14 protein-coding genes are annotated in these 16,974 nt (G+C 48.6%); 13 read left to right on the forward strand and 1 reads right to left on the reverse strand.

The window, feature by feature from the left end; all coding sequences use genetic code 11:
* Positions 1–16: 16 nt before the first annotated feature.
* From ACR6Z4_RS17080 to ACR6Z4_RS17125, 10 genes are all read left to right on the forward strand, one after another.
* Positions 17–1,603: a ferredoxin--nitrite reductase gene (locus tag ACR6Z4_RS17080; protein WP_479718540.1), complete on the forward strand. Its 1,587-nt coding sequence runs from the start codon at positions 17–19 to the stop codon at positions 1,601–1,603.
* A 114-nt stretch (positions 1,604–1,717) separates the two neighbouring features.
* Positions 1,718–3,043, forward strand: a complete 1,326-nt coding sequence (locus ACR6Z4_RS17085; RefSeq protein WP_479718507.1) for a CmpA/NrtA family ABC transporter substrate-binding protein — start codon at positions 1,718–1,720, stop codon at positions 3,041–3,043.
* 151 nt (positions 3,044–3,194) lie between these two features.
* Positions 3,195–4,034, forward strand: coding sequence for a nitrate ABC transporter permease (ntrB, locus tag ACR6Z4_RS17090; protein ID WP_479718508.1), 840 nt, complete (start codon positions 3,195–3,197; stop codon positions 4,032–4,034).
* Positions 4,035–4,165: 131 nt separating this feature from the next.
* The gene (locus ACR6Z4_RS17095; protein WP_479718509.1) at positions 4,166–6,178 is read left to right on the forward strand and encodes an ABC transporter ATP-binding/substrate-binding protein; all 2,013 of its coding nucleotides are present in this window, start codon (positions 4,166–4,168) and stop codon (positions 6,176–6,178) included.
* A 71-nt stretch (positions 6,179–6,249) separates the two neighbouring features.
* Positions 6,250–7,086 carry an ABC transporter ATP-binding protein gene (locus ACR6Z4_RS17100; RefSeq protein ID WP_479718510.1) on the forward strand — a complete coding sequence of 279 codons (837 nt, stop codon included), beginning with the start codon at positions 6,250–6,252 and terminating at the stop codon, positions 7,084–7,086.
* A gap of 14 nt (positions 7,087–7,100) precedes the next feature.
* Positions 7,101–9,401, forward strand: a complete 2,301-nt coding sequence (locus tag ACR6Z4_RS17105; RefSeq protein WP_479718511.1) for a molybdopterin oxidoreductase family protein — start codon at positions 7,101–7,103, stop codon at positions 9,399–9,401.
* Between the two features lie 89 nt (positions 9,402–9,490).
* Positions 9,491–11,950 (forward strand): HEAT repeat domain-containing protein, encoded by a 2,460-nt coding sequence (locus ACR6Z4_RS17110; protein ID WP_479718512.1) that lies wholly within the window; start codon positions 9,491–9,493, stop codon positions 11,948–11,950.
* A gap of 51 nt (positions 11,951–12,001) precedes the next feature.
* Positions 12,002–12,259 carry a ribbon-helix-helix domain-containing protein gene (locus tag ACR6Z4_RS17115; RefSeq protein ID WP_479718513.1) on the forward strand — a complete coding sequence of 86 codons (258 nt, stop codon included), beginning with the start codon at positions 12,002–12,004 and terminating at the stop codon, positions 12,257–12,259.
* Positions 12,252–12,584, forward strand: a complete 333-nt coding sequence (locus ACR6Z4_RS17120; RefSeq protein WP_479718514.1) for a type II toxin-antitoxin system RelE/ParE family toxin — start codon at positions 12,252–12,254, stop codon at positions 12,582–12,584. Before ACR6Z4_RS17115 ends, ACR6Z4_RS17120 begins: the two co-directional genes overlap by 8 nt.
* 26 nt (positions 12,585–12,610) lie before the next feature.
* Entirely contained in the window at positions 12,611–13,018 is a 408-nt protein-coding gene (locus ACR6Z4_RS17125; protein WP_479718515.1) for a hypothetical protein, read from the forward strand.
* Positions 13,019–13,682: 664 nt separating this feature from the next.
* Here the strand turns inward: ACR6Z4_RS17125 and ACR6Z4_RS17130 are convergent.
* On the reverse strand, positions 13,683–13,982 hold the full coding sequence (locus ACR6Z4_RS17130; protein WP_479718516.1) for an ArsR/SmtB family transcription factor: 300 nt from the start codon (positions 13,980–13,982) through the stop codon (positions 13,683–13,685).
* Positions 13,983–14,542: 560 nt separating this feature from the next.
* On the opposite strand from ACR6Z4_RS17130, the gene ACR6Z4_RS17135 reads away from it, so the two are divergent.
* The 3 genes from ACR6Z4_RS17135 (at position 14,543) to ACR6Z4_RS17145 (ending at position 16,896) form a co-directional block, all read left to right on the forward strand.
* Positions 14,543–15,082, forward strand: coding sequence for a Dps family protein (locus tag ACR6Z4_RS17135; RefSeq protein ID WP_479718517.1), 540 nt, complete (start codon positions 14,543–14,545; stop codon positions 15,080–15,082).
* 473 nt (positions 15,083–15,555) lie between these two features.
* Positions 15,556–16,320 carry a ChaB family protein gene (locus ACR6Z4_RS17140; RefSeq protein ID WP_479718518.1) on the forward strand — a complete coding sequence of 255 codons (765 nt, stop codon included), beginning with the start codon at positions 15,556–15,558 and terminating at the stop codon, positions 16,318–16,320.
* Positions 16,321–16,674: 354 nt separating this feature from the next.
* Positions 16,675–16,896 carry a hypothetical protein gene (locus ACR6Z4_RS17145; RefSeq protein WP_479718519.1) on the forward strand — a complete coding sequence of 74 codons (222 nt, stop codon included), beginning with the start codon at positions 16,675–16,677 and terminating at the stop codon, positions 16,894–16,896.
* The last annotated feature ends 78 nt before the right edge of the window (positions 16,897–16,974 follow it).

Here is a 16,974-nt window from a genome sequence, read left to right on the forward strand (position 1 = left end):
ATCCGTGACGAGTGTTATCACGAATGCGGCGACGAGTCTAAACAAGTTCGAAAAATTCAAAGCAGAAAAGGATGGTCTGGCGGTTAAGCAAGAGCTAGATCAATTTGCCCAAATCGGCTGGGAAGGCATGGATGAGACCGATCGCGATCATCGGCTCAAGTGGTTAGGCATTTTCTTTCGCCCTGTAACCCCCGGTAAGTTCATGATGCGTCTGCGGATGCCATCGGGGATTTTGACTAGCCCCCAAATGCGAGCGTTGGCTGAAATCGTTCAACGCTATGGCGACGATGGCAATGCTGACATCACCACCCGCCAAAACTTGCAACTGCGCGGCATTCGAATTGAAGATATCCCTGATATTTTTCGTCGCCTCGAAGCCGTCGGCATGACCAGCATTCAATCTGGCATGGACAACGTCCGGAATATTACTGCCTCTCCCGTTGCCGGTCTGGATGCTGATGAACTGATTGACGTGCGGGAGTTGGTGCAACATGTGCAAGACATGATCACCAACAAGGGGGAAGGCAATCCAGAGTTTACCAACCTGCCCCGCAAGTTCAATATTGCGATTGAAGGCGGACGAGATAATTCTGTTCATGCAGAAATTAACGATATTGCCTTTGTCCCTGCCTATCGCACAGCCGATCCCGTTATTGTTTTAGGTGATGGCAGCGACGCGCAACCCAGCACCCCGTCCTCGACACCCGATATTGGGTTCAATGTTCTGGTGGGAGGGTTCTTTTCGGCTAAGCGCTGTGAAGCTGCCATTCCGTTGAATGCCTGGGTGGCTCCTCAAGATGTGGTCGATTTGTGTCGTGCCATTCTGGAGGTTTATCGCGATAACGGATTGCGTTCCAATCGTCAAAAAGCACGGTTGATGTGGCTGATTGATGAATGGGGAATGGATCGGTTTCGTGAAGCTGTGGAACAACGGTTTGGGCGAGAGTTGCTAACGGCAGCGGCAGACGACGAAATTGATTGGGATAAGCGCGACCACATTGGTGTTTATCGTCAACAGCAAGCTGGCTTGAACTATGTGGGCATGAATATTCCGGTCGGGCGGTTATTTGCTCCCGATATGTTTGAGCTGGCACGGCTGGCAGAGGTCTACGGGAGTGGCGAGTTACGTCTCACCGTCGAACAAAATGTGATCATTCCCCATGTCCCCGATTCTCGCCTGGAAGCTTTCTTGCAAGAGCCATTGCTCGAGAAGTTTTCGATTCAACCGCCTGCCTTAGAGCGATCGCTGGTGTCTTGTACGGGCGCACAGTTTTGCAACTTTGCGTTGATTGAAACCAAGAATCGAGCATTGGGACTGATTCAGGAATTGGGATCTGAACTGGCGATCGCACAACCCGTGCGTATCCACTGGACGGGCTGCCCCAATTCGTGCGGTCAACCCCAGGTCGCCGATATTGGCTTGATGGGCACCAAAGTTCGCAAGGATGGCAAAACGGTGGAAGGTGTAGACATCTACATGGGGGGCAAGGTTGGCAAAGATGCGCAACTTGGCTCCTGTGTGATGAAAGGCATTCCCTGTGACGATCTCAAACCCGTTTTACGAGATTTGTTGATTGAGCATTTTGGGGCTCAAAGCAAGTAAGTTCAACCCTGAGTAGATCATCGAGCGTTAAAAACGGTAATTTCAACGCTCTATCTGCCAACTCAACCTCCTTCTGACATTAACCTTAATTCCAAAACATTGGAGAACGCATCTATGTCTAATTTATCAAGACGTAAATTTATCATCACCGCTGGCGCAACCACCGCCGCAACCTTTTTGATGAATGCCTGTAGTTCTAGTGGCAACTCTACCGATAGCGCTTCTCCATCTGCTTCATCACCTGCACCCAGCCCGGTTGCGGCAGCTGACACCCCAGAAGTTACGGGTGCCAAACTCGGTTTCATTGCTCTGACTGATGCTGCCCCCTTGATCATCGCCAAAGAAAAAGGGCTATTTGCCAAGTATGGCATGCCCGATGTAGAGGTGGCTAAACAAGCTTCTTGGGGTGCCACTCGCGACAATATTGTGCTGGGATCTGGCGGCGGCGGCATTGATGGTGCACACATCCTCACCCCTATGCCCTACCTGATCAGCACTGGCAAAGTGACGGATGGTAAGCCCGTGCCGATGTACATTCTGTCGCGTCTCAACGTCAACGGACAAGGCATTATTCTGTCTAATACTTACAAAGATTTAAATATCAGCAAAGACAGTGCGCCGTTGAAAGAAGCCTTTGCCAAAGGGAAGTCTGAAGGGCGAGAAATTAAGGTCGCTGTGACCTTCCCCGGTGGCACCCACGATTTGTGGATGCGCTACTGGTTGGCAGCGGGTGGCATTAATCCCAACACAGAAGTATCCACCATCGTCGTCCCCCCACCTCAGATGGTGGCAAACCTCAAGACCAACACGATGGAAGCTTTCTGCGTGGGTGAACCCTGGCCGTTGCAAGCCGTTAACCAGCAAATCGGCTACGGAGCCGTGACGACGGGTGAACTGTGGAAAGACCATCCGGAGAAAGCCTTTGCCATGCGAGCCGATTGGGTTGATCAAAATCCCAAAGCGACCCAAGCCTTGTTGATGGCTGTGCAGGAAGCCCAAATCTGGTGTGACCAGCTGGAGAACAAGCAAGAGATGTGTGACATTCTGGCTAAGCGGGAATGGTTTAAGGTTCCAGTAACCGATATTTTGGATCGCTCGAAGGGCGTGTTTGACTTTGGCAACGGTCGCACCTTGGATGACACGTCTTTGATGCAGAAATATTGGACAGATAGTGCCTCCTATCCCTTTAAGAGCCATGACTTGTGGTTCCTGACCGAAGACATTCGTTGGGGCTACTTTGCACCCGATACCGATACAAAGGCACTGGTTGATCAGGTGAACCGCGAAGACATCTGGCAAGCAGCTGCGAAAGCGATCGGTCAGGAGTCTGCCATTCCTGCCAGCACCTCACGCGGCGTGGAAACCTTCTTTGATGGCAAGACGTTTGATCCTGAAAATCCCAACGAATATCTCAAGTCTCTGGCAATTACAGCTCTCTAATCCCTAGATCTGAGCATCGATTGCTGGTGCACGGCATCGATGCTTTTCCTCTTTCCTTGCCTTAATCGGGGTTTGGGGGGCACTACTCCAGTGCGGGTTTTGTACCTCCATTCCCTTCCCTATGATGTACTAGAACGCAGGCAATCCAGCTATGACCGCTATCTCACCCCGTCGCTCTTCAGCTTCGACTTTTTTGATTCAGACCCTCGTAAATCTGAAAAAGAATGCACCTAAATTTGCTACGTCGGCGATCGCTCTCTTAGGTTTTTTGGCGATCTGGCAAATTCTCTGCATGGGTTCAGACCCTAGACTGCCAGCCCCTCTGACCGTGATTAATGAAACCTGGGACTTGATTATTAATCCTTTCTTTGACAACGGTGGTACAGATGTCGGTTTGTTTTGGCAAATCCTGGCGAGCTTAAAGCGGGTTGCGATCGGGTTTTCACTGGCTGCCATTGTTGGCATTGCGCTGGGGATGTTGATTGGCACCAGTACGCTGATCTACGACGCCATTGATCCGATTTTTCAGGTTCTCCGAACGGTTCCCCCGCTGGCCTGGTTGCCGATTTCTCTAGCCGCATTTCGAGATAGTGAACCTTCTGCCATTTTCGTTATTTTCATCACAGCAATTTGGCCCGTCATCATCAATACTGCGGTTGGAGTTCATCAGGTTCCGCAAGATTATAAAAACGTCGCCAAAGTGTTACGGCTATCACGCTTTGAATATTTCACCAACGTCTTAATGCCAGCAACGGTTCCCTATGTGTTTACCGGATTGCGGATTGGCATTGGTCTGTCTTGGTTGGCGATCGTTGCAGCAGAAATGTTGATTGGTGGTGTGGGTATCGGTTTCTTTATCTGGGACGCCTGGAATAGCTCTTTGATTAGCGAGATTATTTTGGCACTGATTTACGTCGGTGTCGTCGGTTTATTGCTCGATAAGCTCGTTGTCTTTATTGGTAGTTGGGTTGTACCTGGCGAACAAAAATAGGGGCAAGAAATTAGGGAAATGAATTCTGGTAGAGCCGCGATTCATCGCGGCTCTACGAAACCTCCTCATCTTCCCAATTCCTCCTCTCTGCCCATTTCCCCGATCCCTAACCCTAATCCCTCATCTTTAACATGCTGACCTTCGTAGATATTGACCACGTTGATAAGGTTTTTCCGTTACCCAATGGCGATCGCTACATTGCCTTAAAGAACATTGACCTGTCGATTCAGCAAGGCGAATTTATTACGCTCATCGGTCACTCTGGCTGTGGTAAGTCCACGCTGTTGAATATTATCGCTGGGTTAGATCGGGCATCCACAGGGGGTGTGATCTTGGAAGGTCGCGAGGTGACCAAGCCCGGACCCGATCGCATGGTGGTGTTTCAAAACTACTCGCTGCTGCCCTGGAAGACGGTTTACGAAAACATCTCACTGGCTGTCAATTCGGTGATGAAAAAGCTGCCCAAGAGTGAGCGTCGTAGCGTCATCGAACACCATTTAGATCTGGTTGGGTTACGTCCTGCGCGCGATAAATATCCCGCAGAGTTATCGGGTGGAATGAAGCAACGGGTGGCGATCGCTCGTGCCTTAGCCCTGCGTCCTAAATTGCTATTGTTAGACGAACCGTTTGGCGCATTAGATGCCTTGACGCGGGGTAATCTACAAGAGCAACTGATGCAGATCTGTCAGGAAAGTCAGGTCACCTGTGTCATGGTGACCCATGACGTTGATGAAGCGTTGCTCTTGTCCGATCGGATTGTGATGTTGACCAATGGTCCAGAAGCGCAAATTGGTCAGATTTTAGATGTATCGATTCCGCGCCCTCGCAAGCGCATGGAAGTGGTCAATCATCCCAACTACTACAGTTTGCGGAATGAGATGATTTATTTCCTGAACCAGCAAAAGCGTGTGGCTCGTCGCAAACAAACTGTGCCCCAGGCGGCGATCGCCCGTCATGGCTTGGAAAAAGTCAACCTCGATATTGGCTTTATTCCGTTGACGGACTGCGCCCCACTGGTGGTGGCTAAAGAAAAAGGATTCTTCCAAAAATATGGCTTAGAGCAAGTGACGCTGAGCCGTGAACCTAACTGGAAGGCGATCGCAGAAGGTGTTGCCAATGACCGGCTGGATGCCGCGCTGATGGTGGCTGGAATGCCCCTGGCAATGACGATGGGTGCCGATGGCAAAGTCCCCATCCCCATGGTTAGCTCCATGGTGCTCAGTCGTAATGGCAATGCGATTACCTTTAGCAAACGCCTCTATGAAGCGGGCGTTCAAACAATCGAAGACTTCAAAGCCGTCCTGGATCACACATCTGACAAGATTCATACCCTGGGAATGGTGCATCCGACGTCGATGCATAACCTGATCTTGCGCTACTGGCTGGCATCGGGTGGCATTGACCCCGACAAGGATGTCACGTTAGCGATGATTCCGCCCCCTCAGATGGTCTCGAACTTGAAAGCGGGGAATATCGACGGCTACTGTGTTGGTGAACCCTGGAACTCCCGCGCCGTCAACGACGATCTGGGCTTTGTGATTAAGACCGACCTGGATTTGTGGAATGGACATCCTGAAAAAGTTTTGGGTGTGCGGGAAGAGTGGGTTAACCAATATCCTCAAACCTACATCGCTCTGATGAAGGCATTGATCGAAGCCTGCGAATATTGCGACGATCGCCGTAATCGCCTGGAGATCTTAGACATCCTGTGTCAACCCGAATACGTCGGATCCGACCGAGCATCGGTCGGGCCGGGTTTCCTGGATCCTTACAGCTATGGCACGACTCAGGAACCCGAACAATTGCTGCGCTTTAACCAGTTTTATGTAGGGCAATCTAACCTGTTTACTCGGGCTGAAATGCTGTGGATGCTGACCCAGTTTGCCCGTTGGGGAATGACCCCATTCCCGAAAAATTGGCTGGATATTGTGGAACGGGTACGGCGCATTGATTTGTATGGTGAAGCCGCCCGTCAACTGGGGTTATTAGATACCGAACCTTCTCCCCTGAGACCCTTTGCTTTATTTGACGGCATGATTTTTGATCCCGATGACCCCGTCGGTTATCTCAAGCGTCTGAGCATCTGCCGCGATATTCAAATCGAAGAGGTCATGATCGACGCTGCTCCCGCTAAAACGTTTTAAGGCAATCGTTCGCTGCTTCCTTTCATCTGCCTCTACCTCACATGACCTCTGACCCTTATTCTCCTAGACCTATGCAAACACTCGACAGTCAATCGCTTCAACTCACGCCTGAGGTGAAGTCCAATCCATTTTTGGTGATCGACAATGTGACGAAGGTTTACCCGACTGCTCAGGGACCCTTCCCCGTGCTGGACGGTGTTGACTTAACCATCAACGAGGGTGAATTTGTCTGTTTTATCGGACACTCTGGGTGTGGTAAAACAACGCTGTTGAATATGGTGTCTGGATTCAACAAACCTACGATGGGTGAAGTTCGCCTCCAGGATAAGCGGATTACCCAACCGGGCCCGGATCGGATGGTGGTGTTCCAAAACTACTCATTGTTACCCTGGAAAACCGCATTTGAAAACGTGTATCTGGCGATCAATGCCGCGTTTCCTAAAAAACCGAAGGCGCAAAAAGTGGCGATCGCCAAAGAGCATTTAGAGCTAGTCGGTTTAACAGAGGCAGCCAATAAGCGTCCGCATCAACTGTCGGGTGGGATGAAGCAGCGGGTGGCGATCGCTCGTGCCTTATCGATTCGTCCCCAGGTGCTAATTTTAGACGAACCCTTTGGCGCACTCGATGCCATCACTAAAGAAGAACTTCAGGAAGAACTCCTGAAAATCTGGCGCGACCATCGATGCACCGTGTTGATGATCACCCATGACATCGATGAAGCCTTGTTTTTAGCCGATCGCCTGGTAATGATGACCAACGGGCCTGCTGCTCGCATTGGCGAAATTCTCGATATTCCGTTTGAACGTCCGCGTAACCGTAGCCGGATTATGGAAGATCCAAAATTTTATGAGCTACGCAACTATGCGCTCGACTTCCTCTATCGACGTTTTGCCCACGACGACGAATAATCGACAAATAATTTATGACGGCTCCTATTAAAACCCTATGCCCTTATTGTGGTGTGGGGTGTGGTTTAGAAGTCTTACCGCCTGCTCTACCCGGTAAGACGGTGCATCGGGATAGCAATGGCAACCCCATCTGGCAAGTCAGAGGCGATCGCAGTCATCCCTCTAGCCAGGGAATGGTGTGTGTCAAAGGTGCCACTGTGACGGAGTCATTGCATAAAGATCGGTTATTGCATCCGATGCTGCGCGAGTCGTTAGATCGTCCGTTTGAACAAATCACCTGGGACGAGGCATTGGATCGGATTGTTCACGAAATCCAAACCGTACGACAGAATCAGGGCGTAGATGCCCTATGTATGTATGGTTCCGGGCAATTCAATACCGAAGACTATTACGTTGCCCAGAAGCTGATGAAAGGCTGTCTGGGCACCAATCACTTTGATGCCAATTCTCGACTGTGTATGTCGTCTGCGGTATCGGGTTATATCCAAAGCCTGGGTTCAGATGGACCTCCCTGCTGTTATGACGATTTAGAGCTGACCGACTGCGCCTTTCTGATTGGCACCAATACTGCCGAATGTCATCCGATTGTTTTCAATCGTCTGCGCAAATATCACAAGCAAAATGCCCACGTCAAACTGGTTGTAGTCGATCCACGCCAGACCCAAACTGCCCAAGCTGCCGATCTGCATCTGGCAATTCGTCCCGGCACCGATATTGATTTGCTCAATGGCATTGCCCACTTGCTGATGCGCTGGGGGTTGCTCGATGTGCCCTTTATCGAAGAGTGTACAGCAGGGTTTTCCACCTATGCAGAAGTGATCCGCCACTATCCGCCCGAGTTAGTGGCTCGTCAATGTGGCATTCGCTTAGATGATCTAGAAAAAGCGGCGCGCTATTGGGGTGAGTCAAAGCGAGTGTTATCGCTGTGGTCGATGGGCATGAACCAATCGTCTGAAGGCACCGCCAAGGTTCGGACGCTGATCAACCTGCATCTGATGACTGGCAATATTGGCAAACCGGGCACAGGTCCCTTTTCTCTGACCGGACAGCCCAATGCCATGGGCGGACGAGAAGCGGGAGGTTTGTCTCATCTGCTTCCGGGCTATCGATCGATCAAAAATCCACAGCATCGTGCCGATGTCGAGCAGGCTTGGGGCTTAGCACCCGGTCAAATTTCTCCAGAACCAGGCCGTTCAATTTGGGAGATGATCACCGGACTAGAAACCGGCGAAGTCCAGTTGTTGTGGATTGCAGCGACCAATCCCGTTGTCAGCCTGCCGGATGTCGAGCGAGTAAAAAACGCATTGCGGCGATCGCCCTTCACCATTTATCAAGAGGCATACTATCCCACCGAAACATCTGCCTATGCCCATCTGCTGTTGCCTGCTGCCCAATGGAGCGAAGCACCCGGCACGATGACCAACTCAGAGCGACGGGTAACGCTGTGCCCGCAGTTTCGTGACCCGCCCGGAGAAGCCAAAGCAGACTGGATGATTTTTGCTGAAGTGGGACGCCGGTTGGGATTTGAGGCACAATTTAGCTTTACAACAGCGGCTGAAGTCCATGCGGAGTTTGTCCAACTGACGCGGGGTCGCCCCTGTGATATGAGCGGCATCAGCCACGATCGCTTGCTCACCGACGGTCCTTTGCAATGGCCCTGCCCGGAGGAACACTCTCCGTTAGAAAAGTTAGAAAACACTGAAGCCGTTTCAACTCAGACCTTAAGCTTTCAACCTAAAAACTCCCCATCCTCCTCGCGTCTGTATACCAACCTTCGGTTTCCTACAGGTGATGGTCGGGCAAAATTTGGGGCATACCATTCTAAAGGCTTAGCTGAACCTCCCGATCCGGCGTATCCACTGGTGTTAACCACAGGTCGGCTCTACGGGCACTGGCATACCCAGACCCGAACTGGACGCATTCCCAAAATTCGGCAGATGCACCCCGACCCCTTTATCGAAATTCATCCGCGCGATGCAGAGAAACTGGGCATTCAAGAGGGCGATCGCGTAGATGTGCGATCGCGGCGAGGGTTCGCCCGATTTCCTGCCAAAGTTACCAAGGCGATCGCCCCCGGTACCGTCTTTGTACCAATGCACTGGGGTAGCCTCTGGGCAGATCAGGCAGAAGCCAATGCGCTGACCCATCCTGCAAGCTGCCCCGATTCACGCCAGCCGGAACTCAAAGCCTGTGCCGTTAATTTACAACGGGTTCGACAAGAAGACCTGCCCGGAGAATCATTGCCGCAAACCATACCCCAAGAGCTACATTGCGCAGAGTTAAATCGTGAAGAGGCGATCGCACCTCAAATTTAGCTGCATCCAGAGTTTGAATTTTAGGCAGCCATTGATCTCAAGCTATAACAGATGAGAGAGCTTTCACTGAGCTAGAGACTCGTTGCGAGATGGTTCAGCCATTGGATTTGAACATCGACTTTCAGCCCTATTTGCGATCGCTTACTGCCACCTATAAAAAGTGGTGGCAGTATTACACGCTGACCGATGCGGAAGGCAAGCAACGCCAGACCCAAGAATCAGCCCCGATTTTTGACTTTGGGCTGATGGTGCAAACGGTGCCAAAGCCAGAGCGAGAACAGCAGCAGTACGAGAAAGTTGAACGATTTTCGGTATTGGACGGGTTGCGGAAGTATGCCCTGGGGGAAAAGCCGGAGCCTGTGCTGCTGGTGGGGCGATCGGGTTCGGGCAAGTCTACGGCGTTGGCGCGGCTGATATTAGAAGAGGCACATTCTCAGATCTTAACCCAGACCTCGGAGGTTTTTGAAACCTCCGAGGTCTCAGCCTCTTCCAAGGTCTCAGCCCAATCGCTGCACATCCCCATCTTGGTGGAATTGCGCTATTGGCAAGGATCGATCGCCCAGTTGATCGTCAATGCATTGAAGCGCCATGCTCTTGTGGTTGCCTCCGACCAACTGGAATCCGTGTTGAACCAATCGCTCCTTCTGTTTGATGGGGTGAATGAATTGCCCTCAGAGGAGGCGCGTACCCAACTCTCTACATTTCGGCGTGACCATCCCAATGTGGCGATGATCTTCACGACGCGGGATTTGAGCTTGGGGGGAGACTTGGGGATTGAGCGCAAGCTGGAAATGAAACCGCTGACCGAAGCGCAGATGCAAGCGTTTATTCACGCTTATGTGCCAGAGCAGGCGGAGGCGATGCTGCGGCAACTCAAGGATCGGTTGCGGGAGTTTGGGCAAACGCCGCTGTTGCTGTGGATGCTATGTGAAGTCTTTAAGCAATCGCCCATACAGCAACTACCCAATAATTTGGGTGGCATATTTCAAGTTTTTACTCGCACCTATGAAGACAGTAGTGTGCGGCAGCACGAAGTCGCAGCCTTGAAGGGAGACGTTAAACCACTAACAGATCGCCGTCTGTGGAAAAAAGCCCTTCAAGCTTTAGCCTCTACCATGATGCAGGGAAAAACGTCTGTTGACTTTCGAGTAGTGCTTCATCGAGATGAAGCCGAGCAAGAATTAAGCCAAATTTTTTGCAACGAGCCATTTCCAGTCCAAGATATTTTAGATGACCTGCTCAAATATCATCTATTGCAAAATCGAACCACCGATCAAATCGAGTTTCGCCACCAATTGATTCAGGAATATTACGCTGCTGAGTACTTACTAACTCGACTGAGGCAACATGCAGGATGGCTTGAAAAAGAAGATGGAGAAGATTACACCCATTTTCAGAAACAGTATCTCAACTACCTAAAGTGGACAGAACCGATCGCATTGATGCTTGGACTTATGAGTGGTGAGGCGATCGCACTCAATCTAGTGAAACAAGCATTGGATGTAGATTTGATGTTAGGAGCACGGCTAATTGGTTCTGCACAAAAACATCTGCAACGTAAAGCAGTTGATCAAGTCAATTCTTACCAAGTAAACAGTTTTGCTAGAGTTGAATTATTGAAAATTACTAGTTCTCCAGATGCATCTGACAAGCTCATTGAAACCCTCAAACAATCAGAGTTTGATATTACTGAAGAAGTTGCATTAGCGTTACATAGTTTAGCTGATCCTCAAGTTATTAATAGCTATAGCATCAAAGAAATATTGAAACACATACAGAATCATTTAGAGAGTTTGAAAATCGTGGAGGATTTATCTGAATACTTAGTAGCCGATTCGTTAAGCAATGCAACTTCCGATTTTCAAGAATATTTAATGGATTATCTATGTTTAGAAGATTATTGCAAAGATAAATATTTGGCAGATCGTCTGTCAAGAATTTTGCAAATTTTCAACAATTTAGCAGCGAGTGATTTTTGTGATTCCAGTATACGAATCTTTATTGATCTACTAGAAGATTTAGACTTACTAGAATTTGATTCTCAAATTCGTTATTATTTTGCACGCATTCTAGATTTTATTGCTACTAAAGAAGCAACAGTAAGATTGTTTGAAATGCTGAGAGATGTCGATAGCTCGGTTCGATTTGAAGCTGCAAAATCGCTATCATCGAGACAAAACAATAACGTTAAGATCTGTGATCTTATAGAAATAGCTGAAAAAGAGATTGATGATAGTGTGCGACGTGAGTTGTTTGAGGCACTAGCTGACTTAGGAAAACCAGAACATATTTCCTATTTCTGGCTGAGAAAAAATACAGCAAGAGATACTTTCTATTTCCCTACAATTAAGGGAATTCAAGAGCGTTATAAGTTCTACAACTACGAAATCTATCAAGCCCATCTAGCAGCACAGAAATGCGATACCCCTGCCAGCCAAACTAGCAGTAACCCCTCCACAATCAACCAATTTCCCAACGCCATTGAAGTCAAAATCTTTGAACACGTCCAAAACTACCACGCATCCCCATCCCAAGACCTACCTTCTTAACCTCTACAATCCATCCGCTACACTCAAAACAACCTAACGGAGGCACCCACCATGCAAATCACCACCCACTTTGAAATTCCCGAAAACCTGGCTCCCTACCTCGAAGCTCAAATCACCGCTGGGGAATATCCCACCATCAACGACTACATCCAAGCTCTTGTCCAAGCCGACCTCACCTACAAAGCCCAGCTAGAAACTAAATTGCTCGAAGCCCTCGACTCCCCCGCCACCCCCATGACCCAAGCCGATTGGCAACACATCCGCGCCACTGTTCGCCAAAACGTCAGTCAAGCCAATCCCGATGCCTAAACTGATCAAACGTGCAGTCGTTATCCAAGACTTGATCGACATTGCCACCTACATTAGCCAAGACAATCTCGACGCAGGCGACAGATTCCTGTACGCCGTCGAAGCCACCTTTCAGCAGATTGCAAAACTACCGGGCATTGGTCGGTTCAGTGGCTTCACCCACCCCAGACTCACTCAAGTCCGCCAATTCCCCGTCAAAGGCTTCAAAAATTACTTGATTTACTATCAAATCCAAGAGGACATCATCGACATCATGCACGTTTTTCAAGGCTCCCGGAACGTTCCCAACATTCTCCAGCAACAACTCGAAGAAGATCAAGAATAATTCCTCCCTCCCAGAGACTTTTACCCATGCCAGGAAAATACGATAACGCCTTCCCCAACGCCCAAAAAGTCCAAATCTTTGAGCAAGTCGATACCTACATCGAAGGCGATCAAATTGGTATTCAGCATAACTATGCCCCAAAAGCTAACACTGAAGCCATACAACAGCTCGCCCAACTCCTGACGGAATTGCATGCCAAATACCCCAATAAACCGGACGCAGAAATCTTTAAAGTCTTGCTTAATGGCTTTGATAAAATGCCCCACAACAATCCTCAAAACTGGCAACGCTGGCAAGATATCTTTAGCATCCTGTTTGCAGGCGGAGTCGAAGGGGTCAAGATCATCTGTCCTCCCGCAGGTATCCCGCTCGAAGTTGGCAAAAGACTTTACGAAATCTATGATCGCAACCGTAAGCAACTTCCAGGAACTTAAACTATGAAAGCGATCGCTTCATCCATAACCAGCAAAAAGCGGAGGGTTTCTGTAAGAAACCCTCCGCTTTTCAAGCAAGATTACAGCTTAGATTTAGCAATTAGATTTGGCGTAACGCTGCTTTAGTCTGGATGTGTAGATCTTATAGAACACCAGCAAAAGACCTTCAATTGCAAGTTGAGCTGGACCTGGGGCGATCGCAAACCCCCAGATAACGGCGATCAATCCGAGCAGACCGAGCCCAATTACATATACTTCTTCACGAATTTTTGTAGTTAACCAAAAAATTCCAACTCCAAACAGCATTAGTAAGAGCCCACTCACTAGCATTTTTAAATCCTCTCAAATATACGGAATTGGTCTAGTTAGCAAGATCAGTTCAATACTTTCAATATGCGATCGCACCTTCAAGACAGTAACTTCATCAGTCAATATTCAGTTATTCCTGAAAAATACTCTCTATTCCCGAAAAATACGTTCATCCCATGCCTATTTAGTTTTAATAAAGGCTTCGCATCGCTAAGCCTGGATACTGGTCACAGCCCGTTAGTGGCATAACCCTCATATTGATATCTAAACCTCATTCTCAAATCCTGTTCATGCCAATCACCACTGGGTTAAGCATCGATAAAAACCGATATTTAGAATATCGACTGGTGACGGCTTATAAATCGTTGACCAAGAGCTTAGCCAGTTCGAAAAAAGCCTTTTCATTGCGCCGATAATACGTCCAATGTCCCCGACGGGTTGAAATGATTAGTCCAGCATGTTCTAGCATTGAGAGATAGTGAGATACGGTGGATTGCGCCAAGCCTGCCTTTTTCTGAATATCCCCGACGCACACACCGACGGTATGCACATCGACGTCTTGAGGGGGAAACTCTACATCCGGTTCTTTCAGCCAGTGAAGGATTTGCAACCGAGTGTCATTGGCAAGTACTTTGAAAACATCCTTCGTATCCATAACATCATTATATCGAGAAATTCCGATATTGCAACCCTATCCATACATCTCGCTACCTCACAATTAAAGGTGTTGCTGATTCTGGAAGCTGTTATTGCACCTAAAAGCGAGCTTTTGGGTGCAATAACAGTTCAACAATTGGTTAATGCAGTGGGTTAAAAGCCTATCCAAAGCGTTCATTTAGTGTGCCCAAACTGTGCAATCAATCAACGCTTTTAATCACTTTCTGGATAGATTTAAAGTAGAGCTTATCTTCTAAAAAAAATCGAAATGCCTTACCTCATACCCTAGCTGAGAAATATCAATCCGTAGCATTCATGCGAATAAAATTTACATTTTTTAGATAGAAATCTACGCCTGTAGAATTTTAGATGGGTCGCCTCACCCTTGATGTCATACTCAGTGACTACGCCTGAAGAAGGGTCAATAATTGTCTCTATCTTTCGTTTGATAGAAGTCTATCCAAAGGCTTTATTGTGGGATAATCCTTCGCCCGATTGATGTTTCAAATCACGTAACTCTGTAGTTTTGTATAGGTATAGAGTTACGAGTGATGAGAAATGCGTAAGATCAATATTGGTTTAACGGATGAACAGCGGCAGGGCGTGATTGATCTGCTCAATCAAGATTTGGCGGATGCCTATGTATTGCTGGTCAAGACTAAGAAATGTCACTGGGATGTAGTGGGACCTCAGTTTTTGACGTTGCATCAACTGTTTGAAAAGCATTACCAACAGTTAACTGAAAATATTGATGCGTATGCAGAGCGGGTGCGGGCATTGGGTGGCTATCCCCTCGGCACTATGGAAGGATTTTTGAAACTCGCGTCGCTTAAAGAGCATCCGGGAGATGTGCCTACGACTACTCAGATGGTGCAGTTGTTGGGCGATGACCACGAACAAGCTGTACGTAACTTACGCGACCACATCGACGCTTGTAGCGAGCAGTTTCACGATCAGGGAACCGCAGACTTTTTGACAGGCTTGATGGAAGAGCACGAAGAAATTGCCTGGATGTTGCGCTCGTTTGTACAAGGCGACGCCATTGAGTCGAATGGCAGATTGGGCGAGTTGGCAGGAGCAGCCGTAGCGGGAGCGTAGAAAACCTGCGGTTCAGACTGGGGGATTGAATAAACCCCAGCTCTTGTTGAGGGAGCGACGCTCCCTCAACAAGCGTTACAGATCGATCGCTCTGTCAGGTTTAGGCTACCGCGTACACACACATGATCTACTACCAATCAAACGGTTTTTTGGGCACATCGAAGTTCAGGCGGGGCTTGGCACTGTCAAGCCCGTACAGAGATCTGTCATGCTCTCAATTCCAACTGGTATAACTCTAGCCCACGTCCTAGCGAACCGCCCCAACTTCCAATTTTGAGGACGCAGCAAACCATAGCGATCGCAGTCGTTGCACGAGGACTTGGGTAGTACCTAACCCATAGCAAACCTATGGTCGTAATCCGATCGCAACGATAGCAGCGACATGATGTTCAAACGACGTAGCTTTATCCCTAACAATCGCCCACAATTGACCGGATTTGATATCAGTAGTTTTCGCAGCAGGAGGATGAAACATGTCTGATTACAAAGCAGAACGCACGGTGTCAGCAGTATTTCAACAGCAAGAACAGATTGATCAAGTCATTCGACGCTTACTTGATCGGGGTGTCTCTAGAGAACATATCTCGGTCATGGGACGCAACTTTGAGTCGCAAACCCGAATTGCAGGGTTCATTACCAAGAAAGATGTGATTTTGGGCGGACTACGGACGGGTGCCGTGTTTGGTTCCCTGTTTGGATCGTTTCTCAGCTTACTGACTGGCGTTGGTGTGCTGTTTATTCCCTTTGTAGGACCTGTAGTGGCAGCTGGACCGATTGGAGCTGTGCTATTGGGTGCAACAGGTGGGGCGATCGCAGGCAGTGCAGGCGCGGGTTTAGTCTCTGTATTGGCAGCCTTGGGAATGCCTCAAGACAAAGCAGCGGTGTATCAAACGCGCTTGCAGGCAGGCGAATTTTTGGTAATGGTAGAAGTCCCAAGCGATCGCACGGGTGAAATCAAACTGTTAATGGAAAGCGCTGGTGGTCAGGAAAGCCATACCAGCGATCAGACTCTGCCTCGTCCCTGCGGTGGGCAGTGCCAGAACCCTGAAGATTTGTCGCCAGAAGTGCGCACCCATTTATCAGAAGAAGCTCAGCAAACTTTCATTCAGCGGTATAACGCTGTGTTGACTGAAACGAAGGATGAAATGAAAGCTGAACAAGCTGCCTGGGAAACCATTCGTCAACAGTATGACGAAGATGAGCAGGGCGTTTGGTCTAAAGCCAAACTCACGGTCTAAAAACTTAGGAATGGGAATTAAATAACTCCGGTGATGTGTTGGAGGGGCGAACGGCCGTTCGCCCCTCCAAACGACTCAATATTCGATCTTATTTAATCCACGATCCTTAGTTTTAGCCAACCAGGGTGCAAACACCATACTTCGCAACATAGGGGTTGGGGGCTATGCCTCTAAGAGGAAACACAGTTCTTCAACCCCCTCCAAGATGTTTGATTTGGCGTACTAGTCAATCCAATTAAACCTTTATTTAACTGAAGGATATAGAAGGCAAATTGGGTTTTGTCTCCCATAAGGTTTCACCCCTACACCTTTATTCACAGCCTTTGTTTACTACGTTGAAGCGGACGGATCATTATGTTTGAGTTGTTGCAAGCTACCGTTAAGCCCCTAATGCTCGACTCCAAAATATTGGAGGTAGCCTACGAACTTTACTTGAAAGCGCCTCAAGAGAGTCACCCGTTGATCAACCTCAAAGAGCTTTCGCGTAAAACTGGAACGGGTCTGCTGGAATGCCGTAATACCATCGTTGAGGCAAATAAGCTGGGCAAGTTTCCCGATTGTCGATTGCAATCTTAACTATCAAAAATTTAATCCAATCTCAGTTCTAATAAATGTTTGAGAGAGCGACGGCTTCGCCGTCGCTCTCTCAAACAT

The organism is Calyptranema fuscum S582 (assembly GCF_055793305.1).

Coding starts and splice junctions, on each gene's coding strand:
- ACR6Z4_RS17085 (WP_479718507.1), top strand. CDS start 1,718: ATGTCTAATTTATCAAGACGTAAATTTATCATCACCGCTGGCGCAACC.
- ntrB (WP_479718508.1), top strand. CDS start 3,195: ATGACCGCTATCTCACCCCGTCGCTCTTCAGCTTCGACTTTTTTGATT.
- ACR6Z4_RS17095 (WP_479718509.1), top strand. CDS start 4,166: ATGCTGACCTTCGTAGATATTGACCACGTTGATAAGGTTTTTCCGTTA.
- ACR6Z4_RS17100 (WP_479718510.1), top strand. CDS start 6,250: ATGCAAACACTCGACAGTCAATCGCTTCAACTCACGCCTGAGGTGAAG.
- ACR6Z4_RS17105 (WP_479718511.1), top strand. CDS start 7,101: ATGACGGCTCCTATTAAAACCCTATGCCCTTATTGTGGTGTGGGGTGT.
- ACR6Z4_RS17110 (WP_479718512.1), top strand. CDS start 9,491: ATGGTTCAGCCATTGGATTTGAACATCGACTTTCAGCCCTATTTGCGA.
- ACR6Z4_RS17115 (WP_479718513.1), top strand. CDS start 12,002: ATGCAAATCACCACCCACTTTGAAATTCCCGAAAACCTGGCTCCCTAC.
- ACR6Z4_RS17120 (WP_479718514.1), top strand. CDS start 12,252: ATGCCTAAACTGATCAAACGTGCAGTCGTTATCCAAGACTTGATCGAC.
- ACR6Z4_RS17125 (WP_479718515.1), top strand. CDS start 12,611: ATGCCAGGAAAATACGATAACGCCTTCCCCAACGCCCAAAAAGTCCAA.
- ACR6Z4_RS17130 (WP_479718516.1), bottom strand. CDS start 13,982: ATGGATACGAAGGATGTTTTCAAAGTACTTGCCAATGACACTCGGTTG.
- ACR6Z4_RS17135 (WP_479718517.1), top strand. CDS start 14,543: ATGCGTAAGATCAATATTGGTTTAACGGATGAACAGCGGCAGGGCGTG.
- ACR6Z4_RS17140 (WP_479718518.1), top strand. CDS start 15,556: ATGTCTGATTACAAAGCAGAACGCACGGTGTCAGCAGTATTTCAACAG.
- ACR6Z4_RS17145 (WP_479718519.1), top strand. CDS start 16,675: ATGTTTGAGTTGTTGCAAGCTACCGTTAAGCCCCTAATGCTCGACTCC.